The sequence below is a fragment of the Arthrobacter sp. NPDC057013 genome (assembly GCF_042674585.1).
Taxonomy (GTDB): domain Bacteria; phylum Actinomycetota; class Actinomycetes; order Actinomycetales; family Micrococcaceae; genus Arthrobacter.
On the sequence record NZ_JBHUSE010000001.1, the window covers coordinates 540,737 to 555,436 of the forward strand.

Sequence of the window (14,700 nt, forward strand, 5' to 3'; positions counted from 1 at the left end):
CCCCGCATTACCGGCCCGGGCGGGGCCGCTCCTGCGGCTAAGGGCCGGTTTCGATTTACTCCGCCCGCTGGTCCTGCGGCCAAGAGCGAATCGGAACGCGGTCCGGGGGCGACTTGTCCACATAGGGCAAGTCATGCCTGTCCCCGGGTCCATCGCAGGGAGAACCTTGAAGCATGCGGCGAGAGGAACTCCATGTGGCTATCGAAGCGCGGTGGCCAACCGGACCTGTGGCTTCGACCCGGCAGCTTGCGGAGGCAGGCATAGACGACAGGCTTCTGACCGGAGCGGTCAGAAAAGGTGTCCTGTTAAGGCTCCGCCGCGGCGCTTATGTACGCAACTCACACTGGAGCCAGCTCAAGCCTTGGGAGCGGGACGGCCTCAGGATCCAGGCCCACTATGAAACTACCGGCGGCGCATGCCGCTACAGCCACGTCAGCGCAGCCCGGCTTCATGCCTGCAGCGTCTGGAACTGCGGGCCACAGGTCCAGTGACAACCGGCTATTCACACTCGAGGACTAGAACCGGCCCGGACGTGAAGACGCATCTTTTCGCGCTCGACGACTCCGAGATCGGCACCCTCCAGCTGGCTGATGGGAGGGAAATCTACGTGAGCCTGGAACGCACAGTCCTCGACTGCGCCCGGCTGCTGAGGCTCAATGAAGCAGCCGTAATCGGTGACCATGCGCTGCCGAACGGCGCGGACTTGCCCGGGATGCGGCAGATGCTGGAGCAAAGCAGCATCAAGCGGGGCAGCCGCCGAGCGCTGACCCTGTTGGATGCCCTTGACGCCCGATCGGAATCCGCCGGAGAGACGCGCACGCGGCTGCTTCGACGAGAGGTTGGCATCGACGGCTTCGAACCGCAGTACGAGCTGCGCACACCGGCTGGACTGTTCCGTGCAGACTTCGCAGACCCGTCACGGCGGGTCATCATCGAGTTCGACGGTCAGGGAAAGTACAGCGACTTCGTGCCGACCGACGAGGTGCTGCTGGCCGAACGCGTCCGCGAGAACGCCCTGACCGAGGAAGGATGGATATTCGTGCGCCTGCAGTGGCCGCATCTTGCTTCTCCCGCTGACGTCAAGCGGCGGGTCCTGGCCGCGACCACACGGGCGCGGATACAATACCGGCCCCGCACCGCATGAGCGGCCGGGCCCATGAAACAGCGGGCGGGGCCGGTCGTGCGGGGCAGGGCCGGTTGACTAGGTCGAAGCCTGGTTACAGCGTGCCGGTGGCAATGTTGAGCATGCGGCGCAGCGGCTCGGCGGCACCCCACAGAAGCTGGTCGCCGACGGTGAAGGCGCTGATGTACTGCGGGCCCATTTCGAGCTTGCGGATACGTCCCACCGGAATGGTCAGCGTTCCCGAAGCAGCCACGGGGGTCAGGTCGGCCATCGAGGCTTCCTTGGAGTTGGGCACCACCTTGGCCCACTCGTTGTCCTCGTCGAGCAGCTTCTCGATTTCGGCAACGGAAAGGTCCTCGCGCAGCTTCAGGGTGAGCGCCTGGGAGTGGGAACGCATGGCCCCGATCCGCACGCAAAGGCCGTCCATGATCACGTGGTTCTCATCCGAGGTGCCCAGGATCTTGTTGGTCTCGACGCCGGCCTTCCACTCTTCCTTGGACTGGCCGTTGCCGAGGTCGGCATCGATCCAGGGGATGAGGGAGCCGGCCAGCGGCACACCGAACTGGGTGGCGTCGACGCCGTTGCGCTGGTGGGCCAGCACCTTGCGGTCGATGTCCAGGATGGCCGACGCCGGGTCGTTCAGTTCCGTGCTGACCTCAGCACTGAGGGTGCCGAACTGGCTGAGCAGCTCGCGCATGTGCCGCGCGCCGCCGCCGGAGGCGGCCTGGTAGGTCATGGACGTGCCCCATTCGACGAGGCCGTTCTTGAAGAGGCCGCCAAGGCCCATGAGCATGCAGGAGACGGTGCAGTTGCCGCCGATGAAGTCCTTGACGCCGTTGGCGAGGCCCTTGTCGATAACGTCTCGGTTGATGGGGTCAAGCACGATGATCGAGTCATCGTTCATGCGCAGCGTGGAGGCGGCGTCGATCCACAGGCCATCCCAGCCCCGGCTGCGCAGCTCGCCGTGAACCTGCTTGGTGTAGTCCCCGCCCTGGGCGGTGACAATAATCGGCAGCTTCGCCAGGGTCTCGACGTCGAACGCGTCCTCGAGCTTACCGGCGCCATCAGCGAAGGACGGGGCGGCACCTCCCGCGTTTGAGGTGGAGAAAAATACCGGGTTGATGCTGGCGAAGTCGCCCTCGTCCTGCATGCGCTGCATCAGGACGGAGCCGACCATGCCGCGCCAACCGACCAGTCCAACGGACGGAGTAGCTGCTGTAGTCATTTAGCCAGTTTATCTTTGGATCAGGCGGGCCGCAGTCGGTTACGTCACGGCCCCTGGCACGCTCGACGCAAAGACGTCAGTCGACGGGCCGCGGACGGTTCAGCGCCCGGCGTGGCCTCTCGGCCTTGCGCTCCCGGAAATAGCCAGCCCAGGCGGCCAGGAAAGGAAAAAGACAGGCCGGGAACACCCACCGTATCCGGCGCGGGAGTAGCCCACCACCTCGCCGGCCTCGGCCCGGCGGTTATGCAGCTGCTCGGGAGACGGCCGTGACGGCACGTAGCCGCGGTCCTGTGGCGCTGTGCTTACCCACTGTTGAGGTCTATTCCACGGGCCGAGGCAGGCTGCGGGCCCGGCGCAGCCTCTCGGCCTTGCGCTCCTTGGCATACGCGGACCACGCCGCCAAGGGAACGAAAACCCCGACAGGCACAACCCACCAGACCTCGCCCAGGATGCCCCAGGTGCCGTCGAGTGCGATTCGGACAATGCCGTAGACGATCGCGCCCGTGAACAGCGAGGCAAGAACCGCCAGGAAGAGCAACCCGGCGGAGCTGTTGACGGGTTTCACGAGGCCGTGGCCGTCGTCTTTGCGCACGCCATATTCGTCCGGCGTGTAGCCCACGGTCTCCCCGTTCTCGGCGCGGCGATAGATCAGCTTGCCGTCGGGGGCCTGTGACGGAACGTAGCCCGGCTCCTGCGGGACACCCTCGCTACGCCTCGCCACGGGCATCCTCAATCGCTGCCAGCAGCCCAGCGTCATCCAGGCCTGCGGTTTCTGCCACCTCGTCCTTATCGAAATCAGGAACGCCGGTGGTCCACGAGGTCTCTTCACGGCGGATCAGGAGGTGCTGTTCGGAAGCCAGGGTCTTCAAAACCAGATATGCGGAGCCGCCAGGGTTTTGTTCGACATGCTGGCGTACCACCCGGAGCGTCGCCTCCGCCGATGAAATGGCGGGATCCTGGGCGAAGACGAACCATGTGCCTAGGAGCCGGGGCTGGAGCATCAGCGAAACACCGGGTGCTTCCAGCAGTGCCACGTTGTCCATCGATTCGCCGGTAAGAAGCGAGATTTCCGTCCACCGGGTCGCTTGGCCCAGCGCCGTTGCGACCGCAGCAGCCACGCCCTTTACGCCAAGATCACCGTCGTCATCCACCGCAGCCAAGTCACGTGCCAGCAGCGACGAGGCTCCAGCGGTGGACAGGGTGACGTCGTCGATCATCTCTTCGGCGCGGAAGACGCTGACTGAACGGTCACGGGCAGGGCCCTCAAAAACGTTCAGCAGGTAGGCGAACTCGCCCACGCCGAAGCCGATGACGTCGACGCCGAGGCGGGGTTCCTGCTGGGTGGGGTCCTGAACAGTCATGCTTGTCTCCTAATCGCCGAATCCAAAGAACTTGCCCACGGACTTGCCCGCATCAACCAAGTTATCCTTCGTGTCGCTGACGAACTTTCCGGGGTCCTTCACGGCGTTGACCACTCCTTCGCCGATGTCCTTGCCGACGCTGCTGATGGTGTCCCAGTTCTCGTACACCGCAATGCCGACGCTGGCCACCTGGCAGACCGTCCCGGCAGGTGGCGGCAGGAAGCACCCGACACCCAAGAGACCTTTACCCGCGCTGGCCAACCCACCCTTTACGTCGCCGTCGGCAAAGCTCTTCACCGAGTCATAAGCGCTGAAGCCGACGCCGGCCCAGCCAAGTCCGCGGGCGAGGCCCGACTTGCCCAGCCACTCGAGCTTGGTGCCGGCGCCAAGCCAGGGCTTCTCCTCCAGGACAGGGCCCAACTTGGAAAGAACGCCAATGTGCTTGTTCAGGTTCTTCAGGGACGCAATGTCGGTGGCCTTGTCGATCAGCCCGAGTCCGCGGTTGGCGGATGCAGACCCCTTAAGCAGGTCGTCCAGGGCGGAGTTACCGAGCAGCCGGTGCGCCGCGAAGCCGGGCCCGCCAATGCGGTGACGTCCTTGCAGGAACGACTTGATGAAATCCGCCCGCTGGTTCTTGAGCACCCAGCCGTACTGGCTGAGGTGTTTGGCCAGGGTAAACGGGGCCTTGATGAACTTATGCAGGGTCATGCCTGCCTTGAGCGCTCCGACTCCTCCGAGCAGCACACCGCCCAGTACGCCTGGCAGCGAAGAGCCGGGATCGCCAAGGGTGACGGGGCCGCCGCCGGAGCCCGGGGCGGCATCGCTGGCCTTCACCTGTTCGTTGGCGTTCTCCAGCAGCTTCCGGGACTCATCCTTCAGGGCGCGGGCGGTCCGCTGGATGAGGGCACGGTGGTTGCCGTTCCAGTCCGAGCGGAACTGGGTGGCGTCATTGCCCTTCCACGAAGGGTTGTTGTTGATCTGGTTGGTCAGCTGCGACGACGTCTGCAGCAGTGTGTCGGAAACCTTTCCGAACTGCTGCGCAAGTGTGCGAAGCTGCGCGACGTCGGCGCCCCACAAATTACCTGTCACTGCCGCATCATCCCCCAAATCCTGACCGCCCCGGACGGAGACGGTTGCTGCTAAGTCCAGCCATCACTCTAGTTCGGGCCCAGGTGCGCCGCGATGGGCAGCACTCCCCATCCGGACGCTACTGGCGGTCGGGCTCCTCCAGCAGCGCATTCTTGCGGGCGCGCAGCGCAAAGAAGGCGCCGAAGGCGAATACCTGTGTCACCACCACCAGCACGATGATGCCCCCGATCTTGTTGCCGCCCAGGATCATGGTCAGACCAACAACCGCGGACAGCAGTGCCAGCAGCGGCAGCAGCATGTAGCCGAGCACAAAGAGGGTTTCGGGTTTACGCAGCATCTTCTAACCTTCCGAGCGGTTCCACTGGGTGAACCGGTAGCGGGTGCCGTTGGCCCCCGTGAGCCAGCCGTCGGAGGGCACGGACGTGCCTGCCACCCAGCCGTCGCCGAGCTCCGGGGCGTACGTGTCGCCGTCGGCATCCACATCGATGGTGGTGACCACCGCAACGTTGGCCAGGCCCGTGGACTCCTTGAAAATTTCGCCGCCGCCGAGGATCCAGACTGCTTCGCAGCCCGGGGCGAACTGTGATTCCAGCAGGGCGTCATCAAGGGACTTAACGACGACGGCGCCCTCCGCCTCGGGCGTGCTGCCCCAGTTTTCCTGCCGGGTGATGACGATGTTGGTCCGGTTGGGCAGCGGACGGTACTTCGCCGGGAAGGAGAGCCAGGTCTTGCGGCCCATGATGACGGGGTGGCCGGTGGTGACCGTGGTGAAGTGCTTCAGGTCCTCGGGCAGGTTCCACGGCATGTCGCCGTCCTTGCCGATGACGCCCGCGGGGGTCTGTGCCCACACGAGCCCGATTCCGGACATCCCTGCGGCGATGTCTTCGCTGAAAGCCTGCCCGTCCATAGTGCCCTCCGTGCTCATACGGCGATCGGCGCCTTGATTGTGGGGTGGTGCCGGTAGCCCACCACTTCGAAGTCGTCCAGGGTGTAGTCGAAGATCGACGCCGGCTTGCGGGTGATCTTCAGCTGCGGGTACTCGTACGGCTCCCGGTCCAGCTGCTTCAGGACCTGGTCCATGTGGTTGTCGTAGATGTGCACGTCGCCGCCGGTCCAGACAAACTCGCCGGGCTCGAGGCCTGTCTGCTGCGCCAGCATGCAGGTCAGCAGCGAGTAGGAGGCGATGTTGAACGGCACGCCCAGGAACATGTCCGCTGAGCGCTGGTAGAGCTGGCAGGAGAGCTTGCCATCCGCGACGTAGAACTGGAAGAACGCGTGGCAGGGCGGCAGTGCCATGTCCTTGAGCTCGCTCACGTTCCAGGCCGAGACGATGTGCCGGCGCGAGTCCGGGTTCGACTTCAGGCTCTCCACGAGTTCGGCGATCTGGTCGATGTGACCGCCGTCAGGGCTGGGCCAGCTCCGCCATTGAACGCCGTAGACCGGCCCGAGTTCACCCTCGGCATCGGCCCACTCGTTCCAGATGGTGACGCCCTGGTCTTGCATCCACTTCACGTTGGAGTCGCCGCGGAGGAACCACAGCAGCTCGACGGCGACGGACTTGAAGTGCACCCGTTTGGTGGTGATCAGCGGGAAGCTTTCGCCCAGATCAAAGCGGATCTGGCGGCCGAAAACGCTGCTGGTTCCGGTGCCGGTGCGGTCTGATTTGTGCGTGCCGTTGGCCATGACGTCGCGCAGAAGGTCTTCATAGGGCGTTGGGGTGCTCACCTGTCCAGTCTATTCGACCGCCCTATTCGAACGAGCCATGGCCGCGGCGGCGCTGGAGACCAACACGGACCAGAGCAAGAAGCTCCTCGTCGGGCAGTCCCGCCTTGGACCGGGAAGCGCCATGGACGGCAGCTCAAACTGTATTGGCAGCAGACCCCCAGATGATGGCCAAGCGCCTGCTTCGCGGCGCCATCTTTGTATCAAGTATTTGATAGCCGGGCTGGGAGCGAACTAGTCGTCGAAGGGCTTGAACTGCTCGACGGACACGATTCTGCTCCTGCTGCCGTGCGCCACGTGGCAGATGATCATTTCCCCCGGGGCGAGGTACGGGTCCGCCACCGGCAGCAGTCCCTTGAGCCGAGGCGTCATATAGCGGGCAAGCTGGCCCAGCACTGTGGGGAGGGCCGGCCGATGGGTGCACAGCACCACCGCGCGCTGCTTGTCGAACAATGCGTCGACGACGGCGGCCGTCTTTTTCGGATTCCGGGCATGCCGGTGCTCGGTCAGGGCGTCCACCAGTTTCACCTTGGCGTCCGAGGACTTGACATAGGGGGCGATGGTGGCCACACAGCGCAGCCACGGGCTGCTGACCACGCGCAGCGGTTTCCACGCTTTCAGCAGCCGGTGCACTGCTTGCGCCTGGCGGATGCCGGTGGCAGCCAGAGGGCGTTCCCCCTCCGCCTTGGTCCACGAGGATCGTGGCTTGGCCTTGGCATGGCGCACGACGACGAGCGGCCAGGTCTGCAGTTCCCTGCGGGCATGCGCCGCGGCCAGGTATTCCAGCGGCGCCCGGTCCGAGGGGTTGGACAGCAGTTCGGCCGCACGCTCCGGGGCGCACCACATGACGCTGTCCACCTCCTTGCCGTCGGGCCGCAGGGAATTGCCGGTCACCTCGACGGCCCAGTAGTGCACAACCTTCAGCCCGGCGGAGACGTGGTAGTGGATGGGCGGAAGCGGGATGCCGAGGGCCGCCACGAGGCCGATCTCCTCCTCGACCTCGCGGACGGCGCACTCGGGCACCGTTTCGCCGGAATCAAGCTTGCCCTTGGGCCAGGACCAGTCGTCGTACCGCGGCCGGTGTATCAGGAGGACTTCCAGCTGGTCCTTCTTGACGCGCCAAGGCAGGGCGCCGGCGGCCGTGACGGCTACCGGCTCGCCCGGGTGATCGGTCTGATCCGCTATGGGTGAGTCGCTGCTCTTCAAAGGCCGGGTTCCTACCGCCGGACGACGGCGCGTTGCCGGGAGCGTGATGCCAGGAGCCAGGACTGGACGTCGTCAAGCTTGCGGCCGTCGGCGCCGATGTGGTGGCGGGTCCACTCGCCGTCACTGTCCAGGTGCCAGCTGGACGTTTCGGGGTCCATGTACCGGCGCAGCAGGTCCAGGACGTAGGCGGTGTCCTCGCCGCCGGACAGCTGCACCAGCGCCTCCACCCTGCGGTCCAGGTTGCGGTGCATCATGTCCGCCGAGCCGATGTACACCACGGGGTCGCCGCCGTTGCTGAACGCGAACACGCGCGAGTGCTCAAGGAAGCGGCCCAGGATGGAGCGGACCGTGATGTTCTCGCTGAGCCCGGGGATGCCGGGGCGCAGCGAGCAAATGCCGCGGACAATGACGTCCACCTTCACGCCGGCCTGCGAAGCACGGTACAGGGAATCGATGATGGACTCATCCACCATGGAGTTGACCTTGATCTGCACCCGCGCGGGAATGCCTGCCCGGGCGTTGCGGATCTCGCCTTCGATCCTGTCAATCAGGCCCGAACGCACGGAGCGCGGCGCCACCAGGAGCCGCTTGAACGTGGACTTGGGGGCGTAGCCGGACAGCTGGTTGAACAGCTTGGTGAGGTCCTCGCCCACCTGCTCGTTGGCGGTCAGGAGGCCCAGGTCCTCGTAGTAGCGCGCGGTCCGCGGGTGGTAGTTGCCGGTTCCGATGTGGCAGTAGCGGCGGAGGCCGTCCACCTCCTGGCGGACCACGAGGGAGAGCTTGCAGTGGGTCTTCAGGCCCACGATGCCGTAGACCACATGGACGCCGGCCTGCTCGAGCTTGCGGGCCCAGGAGATGTTGGCCTGCTCGTCGAAACGGGCCTTGATCTCCACGAGGGCCAGCACCTGCTTGCCCGCCTCTGCGGCATCGATGAGGGCGTCCACGATGGGGGAGTCGCCGGAGGTCCGGTACAGGGTCTGCTTGATGGCCTGCACCTTGGGATCCGCCGCCGCCTGTTCCAGGAATGCCTGGACGGATGTGGAGAACGAATCGTACGGGTGGTGCAGCAGGATGTCCCGGCGGCGCATGGCGGCGAACACGTTCGCGGCCTTGGATGTCTCGGACTCGTTAAGGTACCGGGACGTGTGGGGCACGTGCTTGGGGTAGTGCAGGTCGGCACGGTCGATGCCGGCGATCACGGACAAACCGCGCAGGTCGAGAGGCGCCGGAACGGAGTAGACCTCCGACTCGTCCACGCCGAGCTCGCGGATCAGCAGTGCCCGGATGTTCGGGTTGATGTCGTTGGTGACCTCGAGCCGGACGGGCGGGCCGAACCGGCGGCGCAGCAGTTCCTTCTCCAGCGCCTGCAGGAGGTTCTCGGCGTCGTCCTCCTCCACCTCGACGTCCTCGTTGCGGGTGACGCGGAAGGTGTGGTGCTCCAGGACCTCCATGCCGGCGAAGAGCTGGTCCAGGTGGACGGCGATGACTTCCTCGAGGGCGATGAAGCGGGCCACGCGGCCGGGCACCGAACCTGCCCGGGGCCCGTCTATGGAGATCAGGCGGGGCAGCTGGTCCGGCACCTTGACGCGGGCGAAGAGCTCCTTGTCGCTGACCGGGTTCCGCACCACCACTGCAAGGTTCAGCGAAAGGCCCGAAATGTACGGGAAGGGGTGGGCAGGGTCCACGGCCAGCGGGGTGAGGATGGGGAACACCTTCTCCGCGAACATGGCGCTGAGCCGGTGCCGGGCGTCGTCGTCGAGCTCGTCCCAGTGCATGAGGTGGATGTGCTCGTAGGCCAGGGCCGGCCGGATCTGCTCGGCGTAGACCTGGGCGTGCCGCTGCTGCAGGCGGTGGGCCGCCTCGCCGATCTGTTCCAGGACCTGGACGGGGCTCAGCCCGGCGGGAGAGGGAACGGCGAGCCCGGTGGCGATGCGGCGCTTCAGGCCGGCCACCCGGACCATGAAGAATTCGTCGAGGTTGGAGGCGAAGATGGACAGGAAGCTGACGCGTTCCAGCAGGTACAGGTCGGGATCTTCGGCGAGTTCGAGGACGCGGGCGTTGAACGCGAGCCAGCTCAGTTCGCGGTCCAGGAACCGGTCCGGGCTGATCTCACCCTCAGGTTCCAGGATGGCTGCGAACTCGGGGATGTCGATCCGGTCCTGCGTGGCGCGGGACGCCGGCACTTCGGAGGAACCGAACCGGGCGCGCACAGGGGCCGCCTTGATTTCGGTGGTGGCTGTTCCGGCGGATTCCGGTTGCATGCGCTCTCCTTGAGTACTGGCGGGTTTAGTTTCAACCTTACAAGCATTAACCCGTCCGGGACCCGAAGATTTCGGGCCGGCGGCACGCGGGCCGGAGGGTGCGATCAGCGTCCCTGGAGCGGCCCGTACATGACGTCCATGTCCCAGCGCGTGAAGCCCAGCCGCCGGTACAGCGAGACGGCCGGGGTGTTGTCCGCATCGGTGTACAGCATGACGGCGTGCAGGCCCTGCTGCTGGAGGTGCCGGATCCCGGCGATGGTCAGTGCCTTGCCCAAGCCCATGCCCTGCGCGGCCGGCGTAACGCCCACCACGTACACCTCGCCGATGGCCGGGTGCGTTCCGTGCTGCGGATGCACCTTGGTCCAGTGGTAGCCGAGGAGCCGCCCGTCCCGGTCCTCGGCCAGGAGGAACCCTGCGGGGTCGAACCAGGCCTCGTCCATCCGGGCCTGCAGGTCTGCCCTGGTGAGGGAGCCCTGCTCCGGGTGGTGCGCGAAAGCCTGCCGGTTGGCCTCGAGCCAGGCCTCCTCATCCTTGCCCGGCACGAAGGCGCGGATCGAGACCCCCTCCGGAAGGCCGGCGTCGGGCAGGTCAGCGGCGGCGGTGGTGAGCCGCATCTTCCACAGCTCCCGGATCGGTCCGTAGCCGTACCGGGCTGCCAGGTCCGCTGCTGCCTCATGGTTGCCGTGCGACCAGGCCTTAAGCCCGTCCAGGCCGCGGGAGGACTTGAGGGTGCCCACGAGCCGGTCCGCCACGCCTTGGTTCCGGTAGCTGGGGTGCACAGCGATTTCCACCACGCCTGTCCCGTCCGGCTCCTCGACGACGACGGCGAAACCGGCCAGGTCCTGTGCGGTGGCCGGGTCCGACTGTTCGTCGGGGGCGTAGAGGGCAAGGGTCAGCAGCGTGTGGGGGCCAGTGTCCGCCGCGCGCATGGTCACGAGGGTCTGTTCGGAAATGGGGGGATTGCCGTCCGATTCCTCGGCCGCGGCCAGCAGGGTGCGGACATCCCGCAGCAGCTCGTCATCCACACCGCCCTTGATGACAAGGACAGGCCATTTCTCGGGGTGTGCTGGACTCATGCTGTAAGGCTATACGGACGCCGCCCGGGCGTGCCCGATTTGGAACAGGCCGTGGCGCCACGTATAGTCGTTACCTCAGCCGGCAATCATGCAGGTTGTGAGGGGGATCCACCACTGGGGTGGCCTCGATACGTTCGACCCGTATGTCCTCCACTTAGTAGCAGTAATGCAGAACGGCCCGGCTCTGGTGAGCCGGGCCGTTCTGCATTTTGCATTGGGTTCGTGCCGAAGCCCGAGGTGCTCGGCCGGGGGCTACGCCTCGGTGAGCTCGTCCTCCTGCTGGCGGATCAGCGTGAGCCGGTAGCCCACGTTGCGCACCGTGCTGATGAGGTTCTCGTGGTCGGCGCCCAGCTTGGCGCGCAGCCGCCGGACGTGGACGTCCACGGTCCTGGTGCCGCCGTAGTAGTCGTAGCCCCACACTTCCGTGAGGAGCTGCTGCCGCGTGAACACCCGGCCCGGGTGCTGCGCGAGGTACTTCAGGAGTTCGAATTCCTTGAAGGTCAGGTTCAGTGCCGCGCCGTTGACGCGCGCCGTATAGCTCGCCTCGTCAATTACGACGCCGGCAGCCCGAATTTCGGACGGAGCCTCCTCCTGCTCCGGTACAGCCCGGGCGACGCAGAGGCGGATCCGCGCCTCCACCTCGGCGGGGCCCGCCGAGTCGAGCACGATGTCATCGACGGCCCAGGCGGAGGAAACGGCCGCCATGCCGCCCTCGGTGAGGATCAGCACCAGCGGTGCGCTGAGGCCGGTGGCCTTCAGGAGCTGGGTCAGGGAGCGGGCGCCCACGAGGTCTTTGCGCGCGTCCAAAAGGACGATGTCGCAGGGGTCTGTCTCCAGCAGCGCGGTGGGCTCCGCGGGCAGGATGTGCACCCGGTGATTCAGGAGCTCCAGGGCAGGCAAAATGTCCACCGATGACCCGGTGCTGTTGGTCAGTAACAGGATGTGCGACATTATTCCTCCAAGGGGCTGTCCGCGCATCGTCGGGCGACTGAGCTGATGTCTGAGTATACCCAACGGCCCCCGGACCGACACTGATGGGCCGCACCCGCGTGCCTTGTTTACGACATATGGCGTTCATATAGGGCAGGATTGAAACCGTCAGGGGGCCGAGCCCTGCCCGTCAACGGCACAGCCAGGATGAGGTCGCAGCAGATTTGAGTGCAGAGTCCGAGATGAGTACGCCACGGCCTGCCCGGGAGGTGGTCGCTCCGGCCGCTGAAGGCCGGACGCTCCAGTCGTGGAGCATCGGAGTCGTTGGCCTGGCGGGCCTTGCCACGCTGGTGGCCAGTGTCTTCCGGACACCGGATGTCCTTCTCGCGGTGGCCGTGCTTTTTGCCCTGGGGATCGGTGTCGGCTGGCCGCATTACCTGGATATCCCTGCCAAGAAAACCCTCGCCGCCGTGATCGGCCTGTCCGGGGCCGGCTCGGCCGTAGCAGCAACCTTCGCGGCCGCCCCCGGCTACCTCAACTGGACGCCCGGCTTCATCGCCCTGGGTGTCACCGCCGTCTTCCTCGTCCAGCTGCTGCGCGGCACCGGTCAGGCGCAGCGCCTCGAGTCGACGCTTGGCTGCAGCGTGGGGGTCCTGCTGTCCTGCCTGGGGGCGGGCTGGATCGCCGGTGCCAGGTTCAACGGTGTCAAGGAGATGGTGCTGGTGGCTGGCATCAGCGCCGCCGTCGCACTGCTCACCGGCCTCATCCGGTGGCCGGACCGGATTATTGCGCCCCTCGGCATCACCCTGGCCGGACTGGCGGGGCCGCTGGCCGGACTGGTGTTCTCCGACATTGCCGTGCTGCCCGCTGCCGTGTTCGGCGTGGTTGTGGGGGCAGTCCTGGTCAGTTTCCGCCGGCTGGTGACCCTTCGCGGGGCTCCGCTGAACTTTCCGGCCGCCCTGGGCATGGGGTTGGCGCCCATCGCGGCGGTCGGTTCGCTCGCCTACTTCATAGACAAACTACTCATCTCCTGACGGGTTAGGATGGCATCATGTCCGTACTTGCATTTGAAATCTTCTTCCTTGTCCTGCTCGGCGTAGCCAGCCTGTCCATGGCCTGGTTTGCCGGTTTTGTTGTCTACCGGCTGTTCAAAGGCCAGCGGTAAACCCCTGCTTAGCGGTTTCGAGAGGTAGCGGCTGTGCCTATTGAAATTCCTACGGACCTGACCCCCGAACTGGTTCCCCTCTCCTGGCTCATTGGTGAGTGGGAGGGCCGAGGCCGGCTCGGGGCCGGTGATGAAGGTTCGGAGCACTTCCTGCAGCATGTCTCCTTCACCCATAACGGTCAGCCGTACCTGCAGTACCGTGCGGAAAGCTGGCTGACCGACGAGGACGGCACCAAGCTCCGGCCTCTGACTGTTGAGACCGGTTTTTGGGCCTTGGAGCGCAAGCAGCTGGAGGCCGACAGCGGCCCCGGCCTCATTCCCGGGGACATCGTGCCCGTGCTGAAAAGCGCCGACGAGGTGGAGGCCCTCCGCAACAAGGATGGCGGCTTCGACATCTCGGTCTCCATCAGCCACCCCGGCGGCATCTCTGAGCTGTACTACGGGCAGATCAAGGGGCCGCAGATCCAGCTCAGCACCGACATGGTGATGCGCGGCAGCCATTCCAAGGAATACAGTGCGGCCACCAGGATCTTCGGGCTGGTAGACGGCAACCTGCTCTGGCGCTGGGACGTGGCCACCGGCAGCCCTTCGGCCGGCGGCACTGTCTCGGAGGCCGGCAACGGGCTCGAGGCGCACGCCTCGGCGTTCCTGAAAAAGGTCTCCTGACCGCAGGCGCCGTGCTGTTCGGTGCCCTGTGTTTCGCCTGCTCTGTTCGCCGGCGCTCCCTTCGGCTACCTTGGCCTCAGGTCCCATAACCTGAGTCCGCAGCAACCCGATGGAGTGTCCAATGGACGAGACCCAGCCCCCGGCTGACTACAGCGACCTCAAAGCCGTCTACTTTAACGGCACGCTCAAGCGTTCGCCGGAGAAGTCCAACACCGAGGGCCTGATCACGGTGAGCCGGCTGATCATGGAGAAGCAGGGTGTGGCCACGAGGGTCATCCGTACCGTTGACCACGACGTCGCCAGCGGCGTGTACCCGGACATGCGCGAGCACGGCTGGGCCACCGATGAATGGCCGGAGCTGTATCCGGCCGTCAGGGAAGCGGACATCGTAGTGGTGGCCGGACCCATCTGGCTGGGTGACAACTCCTCGCAGACCAAGAAGCTCATCGAGCGGCTCTACGCGCACTCAGGCCAGCTCAACGAGAAGGGCCAGTGGGCCTATTACCCGAAGGTGGGCGGCTGTCTGATCACCGGCAACGAGGACGGCATCAAGCACTGTTCCATGAACGTCCTTTACAGCCTGCAGCACATCGGCTTCAGCATCCCGCCGCAGGCCGACGCCGGCTGGATCGGTCCCGTCGGACCCGGACCCAGCTACCTGGATGAGGGCTCGGGCGGCCCGGAAAGCGACTTCACGAACCGGAACACCACGTTCATGACGTGGAACCTCCTGCACCTGGCCCGGACGCTCAAGGACGCCGGCGGAATTCCTGCCTACGGCAACCTTCCGGAAGAATGGAAGGCCGGAACCAAATTCGGTTTCGAAAACCCGGAATACCGCTAGGTGGCCGGAATACCCTCCCAGCCAAGGACGTT

Annotated in this window: 16 protein-coding genes; 5 read left to right on the forward strand and 11 right to left on the reverse strand. The window is 65.7% G+C overall.

Going from position 1 to position 14,700, the window contains the following annotated elements; all coding sequences use genetic code 11:
• Window positions 1-173 precede the first annotated feature (173 nt).
• Both ACFTSA_RS02485 and ACFTSA_RS02490 read left to right on the forward strand, forming a co-directional pair.
• Window positions 174-491, forward strand: coding sequence for a type IV toxin-antitoxin system AbiEi family antitoxin domain-containing protein (locus ACFTSA_RS02485; protein ID WP_377949360.1), 318 nt, complete (start codon window positions 174-176; stop codon window positions 489-491).
• Between the two features lie 41 nt (window positions 492-532).
• On the forward strand, window positions 533-1,144 hold the full coding sequence (locus tag ACFTSA_RS02490; protein WP_377949361.1) for a hypothetical protein: 612 nt from the start codon (window positions 533-535) through the stop codon (window positions 1,142-1,144).
• A gap of 73 nt (window positions 1,145-1,217) precedes the next feature.
• On the opposite strand, the gene asd is transcribed toward ACFTSA_RS02490, so the two are convergent.
• From asd to ACFTSA_RS02545, 11 genes are all read right to left on the reverse strand, one after another.
• Window positions 1,218-2,348 carry an aspartate-semialdehyde dehydrogenase gene (gene asd / locus ACFTSA_RS02495; RefSeq protein WP_377949363.1) on the reverse strand — a complete coding sequence of 377 codons (1,131 nt, stop codon included), beginning with the start codon at window positions 2,346-2,348 and terminating at the stop codon, window positions 1,218-1,220.
• Window positions 2,349-2,667: 319 nt separating this feature from the next.
• Window positions 2,668-3,069, reverse strand: coding sequence for a hypothetical protein (locus ACFTSA_RS02500; protein ID WP_377949365.1), 402 nt, complete (start codon window positions 3,067-3,069; stop codon window positions 2,668-2,670).
• Window positions 3,056-3,709 (reverse strand): hypothetical protein, encoded by a 654-nt coding sequence (locus ACFTSA_RS02505; protein ID WP_377949368.1) that lies wholly within the window; start codon window positions 3,707-3,709, stop codon window positions 3,056-3,058. Before ACFTSA_RS02505 ends, ACFTSA_RS02500 begins: the two co-directional genes overlap by 14 nt.
• 9 nt (window positions 3,710-3,718) lie before the next feature.
• Window positions 3,719-4,798 carry a WXG100 family type VII secretion target gene (locus ACFTSA_RS02510; RefSeq protein ID WP_377949370.1) on the reverse strand — a complete coding sequence of 360 codons (1,080 nt, stop codon included), beginning with the start codon at window positions 4,796-4,798 and terminating at the stop codon, window positions 3,719-3,721.
• A 118-nt stretch (window positions 4,799-4,916) separates the two neighbouring features.
• Window positions 4,917-5,135 (reverse strand): NF038396 family protein, encoded by a 219-nt coding sequence (locus ACFTSA_RS02515; protein ID WP_377949371.1) that lies wholly within the window; start codon window positions 5,133-5,135, stop codon window positions 4,917-4,919.
• A 3-nt stretch (window positions 5,136-5,138) separates the two neighbouring features.
• Window positions 5,139-5,723 (reverse strand): dihydrofolate reductase, encoded by a 585-nt coding sequence (locus tag ACFTSA_RS02520; protein WP_377949372.1) that lies wholly within the window; start codon window positions 5,721-5,723, stop codon window positions 5,139-5,141.
• A complete protein-coding gene (locus tag ACFTSA_RS02525) occupies window positions 5,720-6,523 on the reverse strand; it encodes a thymidylate synthase (protein WP_377949375.1) in 804 nt (267 codons plus the stop codon). The genes ACFTSA_RS02520 and ACFTSA_RS02525 overlap by 4 nt, the downstream gene beginning before the upstream one ends.
• A gap of 231 nt (window positions 6,524-6,754) precedes the next feature.
• On the reverse strand, window positions 6,755-7,726 hold the full coding sequence (locus ACFTSA_RS02530; protein ID WP_377949378.1) for an NUDIX domain-containing protein: 972 nt from the start codon (window positions 7,724-7,726) through the stop codon (window positions 6,755-6,757).
• Between the two features lie 11 nt (window positions 7,727-7,737).
• The gene (locus ACFTSA_RS02535; RefSeq protein WP_377949379.1) at window positions 7,738-9,987 is read right to left on the reverse strand and encodes an RNA degradosome polyphosphate kinase; all 2,250 of its coding nucleotides are present in this window, start codon (window positions 9,985-9,987) and stop codon (window positions 7,738-7,740) included.
• Between the two features lie 104 nt (window positions 9,988-10,091).
• The gene (gene mshD / locus ACFTSA_RS02540) at window positions 10,092-11,063 is read right to left on the reverse strand and encodes a mycothiol synthase (protein ID WP_377949381.1); all 972 of its coding nucleotides are present in this window, start codon (window positions 11,061-11,063) and stop codon (window positions 10,092-10,094) included.
• A gap of 252 nt (window positions 11,064-11,315) precedes the next feature.
• Complete coding sequence (locus tag ACFTSA_RS02545) at window positions 11,316-12,014, reverse strand: winged-helix domain-containing protein (protein WP_377949382.1); 699 nt, start codon at window positions 12,012-12,014, stop codon at window positions 11,316-11,318.
• A 221-nt stretch (window positions 12,015-12,235) separates the two neighbouring features.
• Here ACFTSA_RS02545 and ACFTSA_RS02550 point away from each other — a divergent pair, with 221 nt between their 5' ends.
• The 3 genes from ACFTSA_RS02550 to ACFTSA_RS02560 all read left to right on the forward strand — a co-directional run bounded on the left by ACFTSA_RS02550 (window position 12,236) and on the right by ACFTSA_RS02560 (window position 14,668).
• Window positions 12,236-13,027 (forward strand): permease, encoded by a 792-nt coding sequence (locus ACFTSA_RS02550; protein WP_377949384.1) that lies wholly within the window; start codon window positions 12,236-12,238, stop codon window positions 13,025-13,027.
• Between the two features lie 164 nt (window positions 13,028-13,191).
• Complete coding sequence (locus tag ACFTSA_RS02555; RefSeq protein WP_377949387.1) at window positions 13,192-13,824, forward strand: FABP family protein; 633 nt, start codon at window positions 13,192-13,194, stop codon at window positions 13,822-13,824.
• A gap of 121 nt (window positions 13,825-13,945) precedes the next feature.
• Window positions 13,946-14,668: a flavodoxin family protein gene (locus ACFTSA_RS02560; protein WP_377949389.1), complete on the forward strand. Its 723-nt coding sequence runs from the start codon at window positions 13,946-13,948 to the stop codon at window positions 14,666-14,668.
• Window positions 14,669-14,700 lie beyond the last annotated feature (32 nt).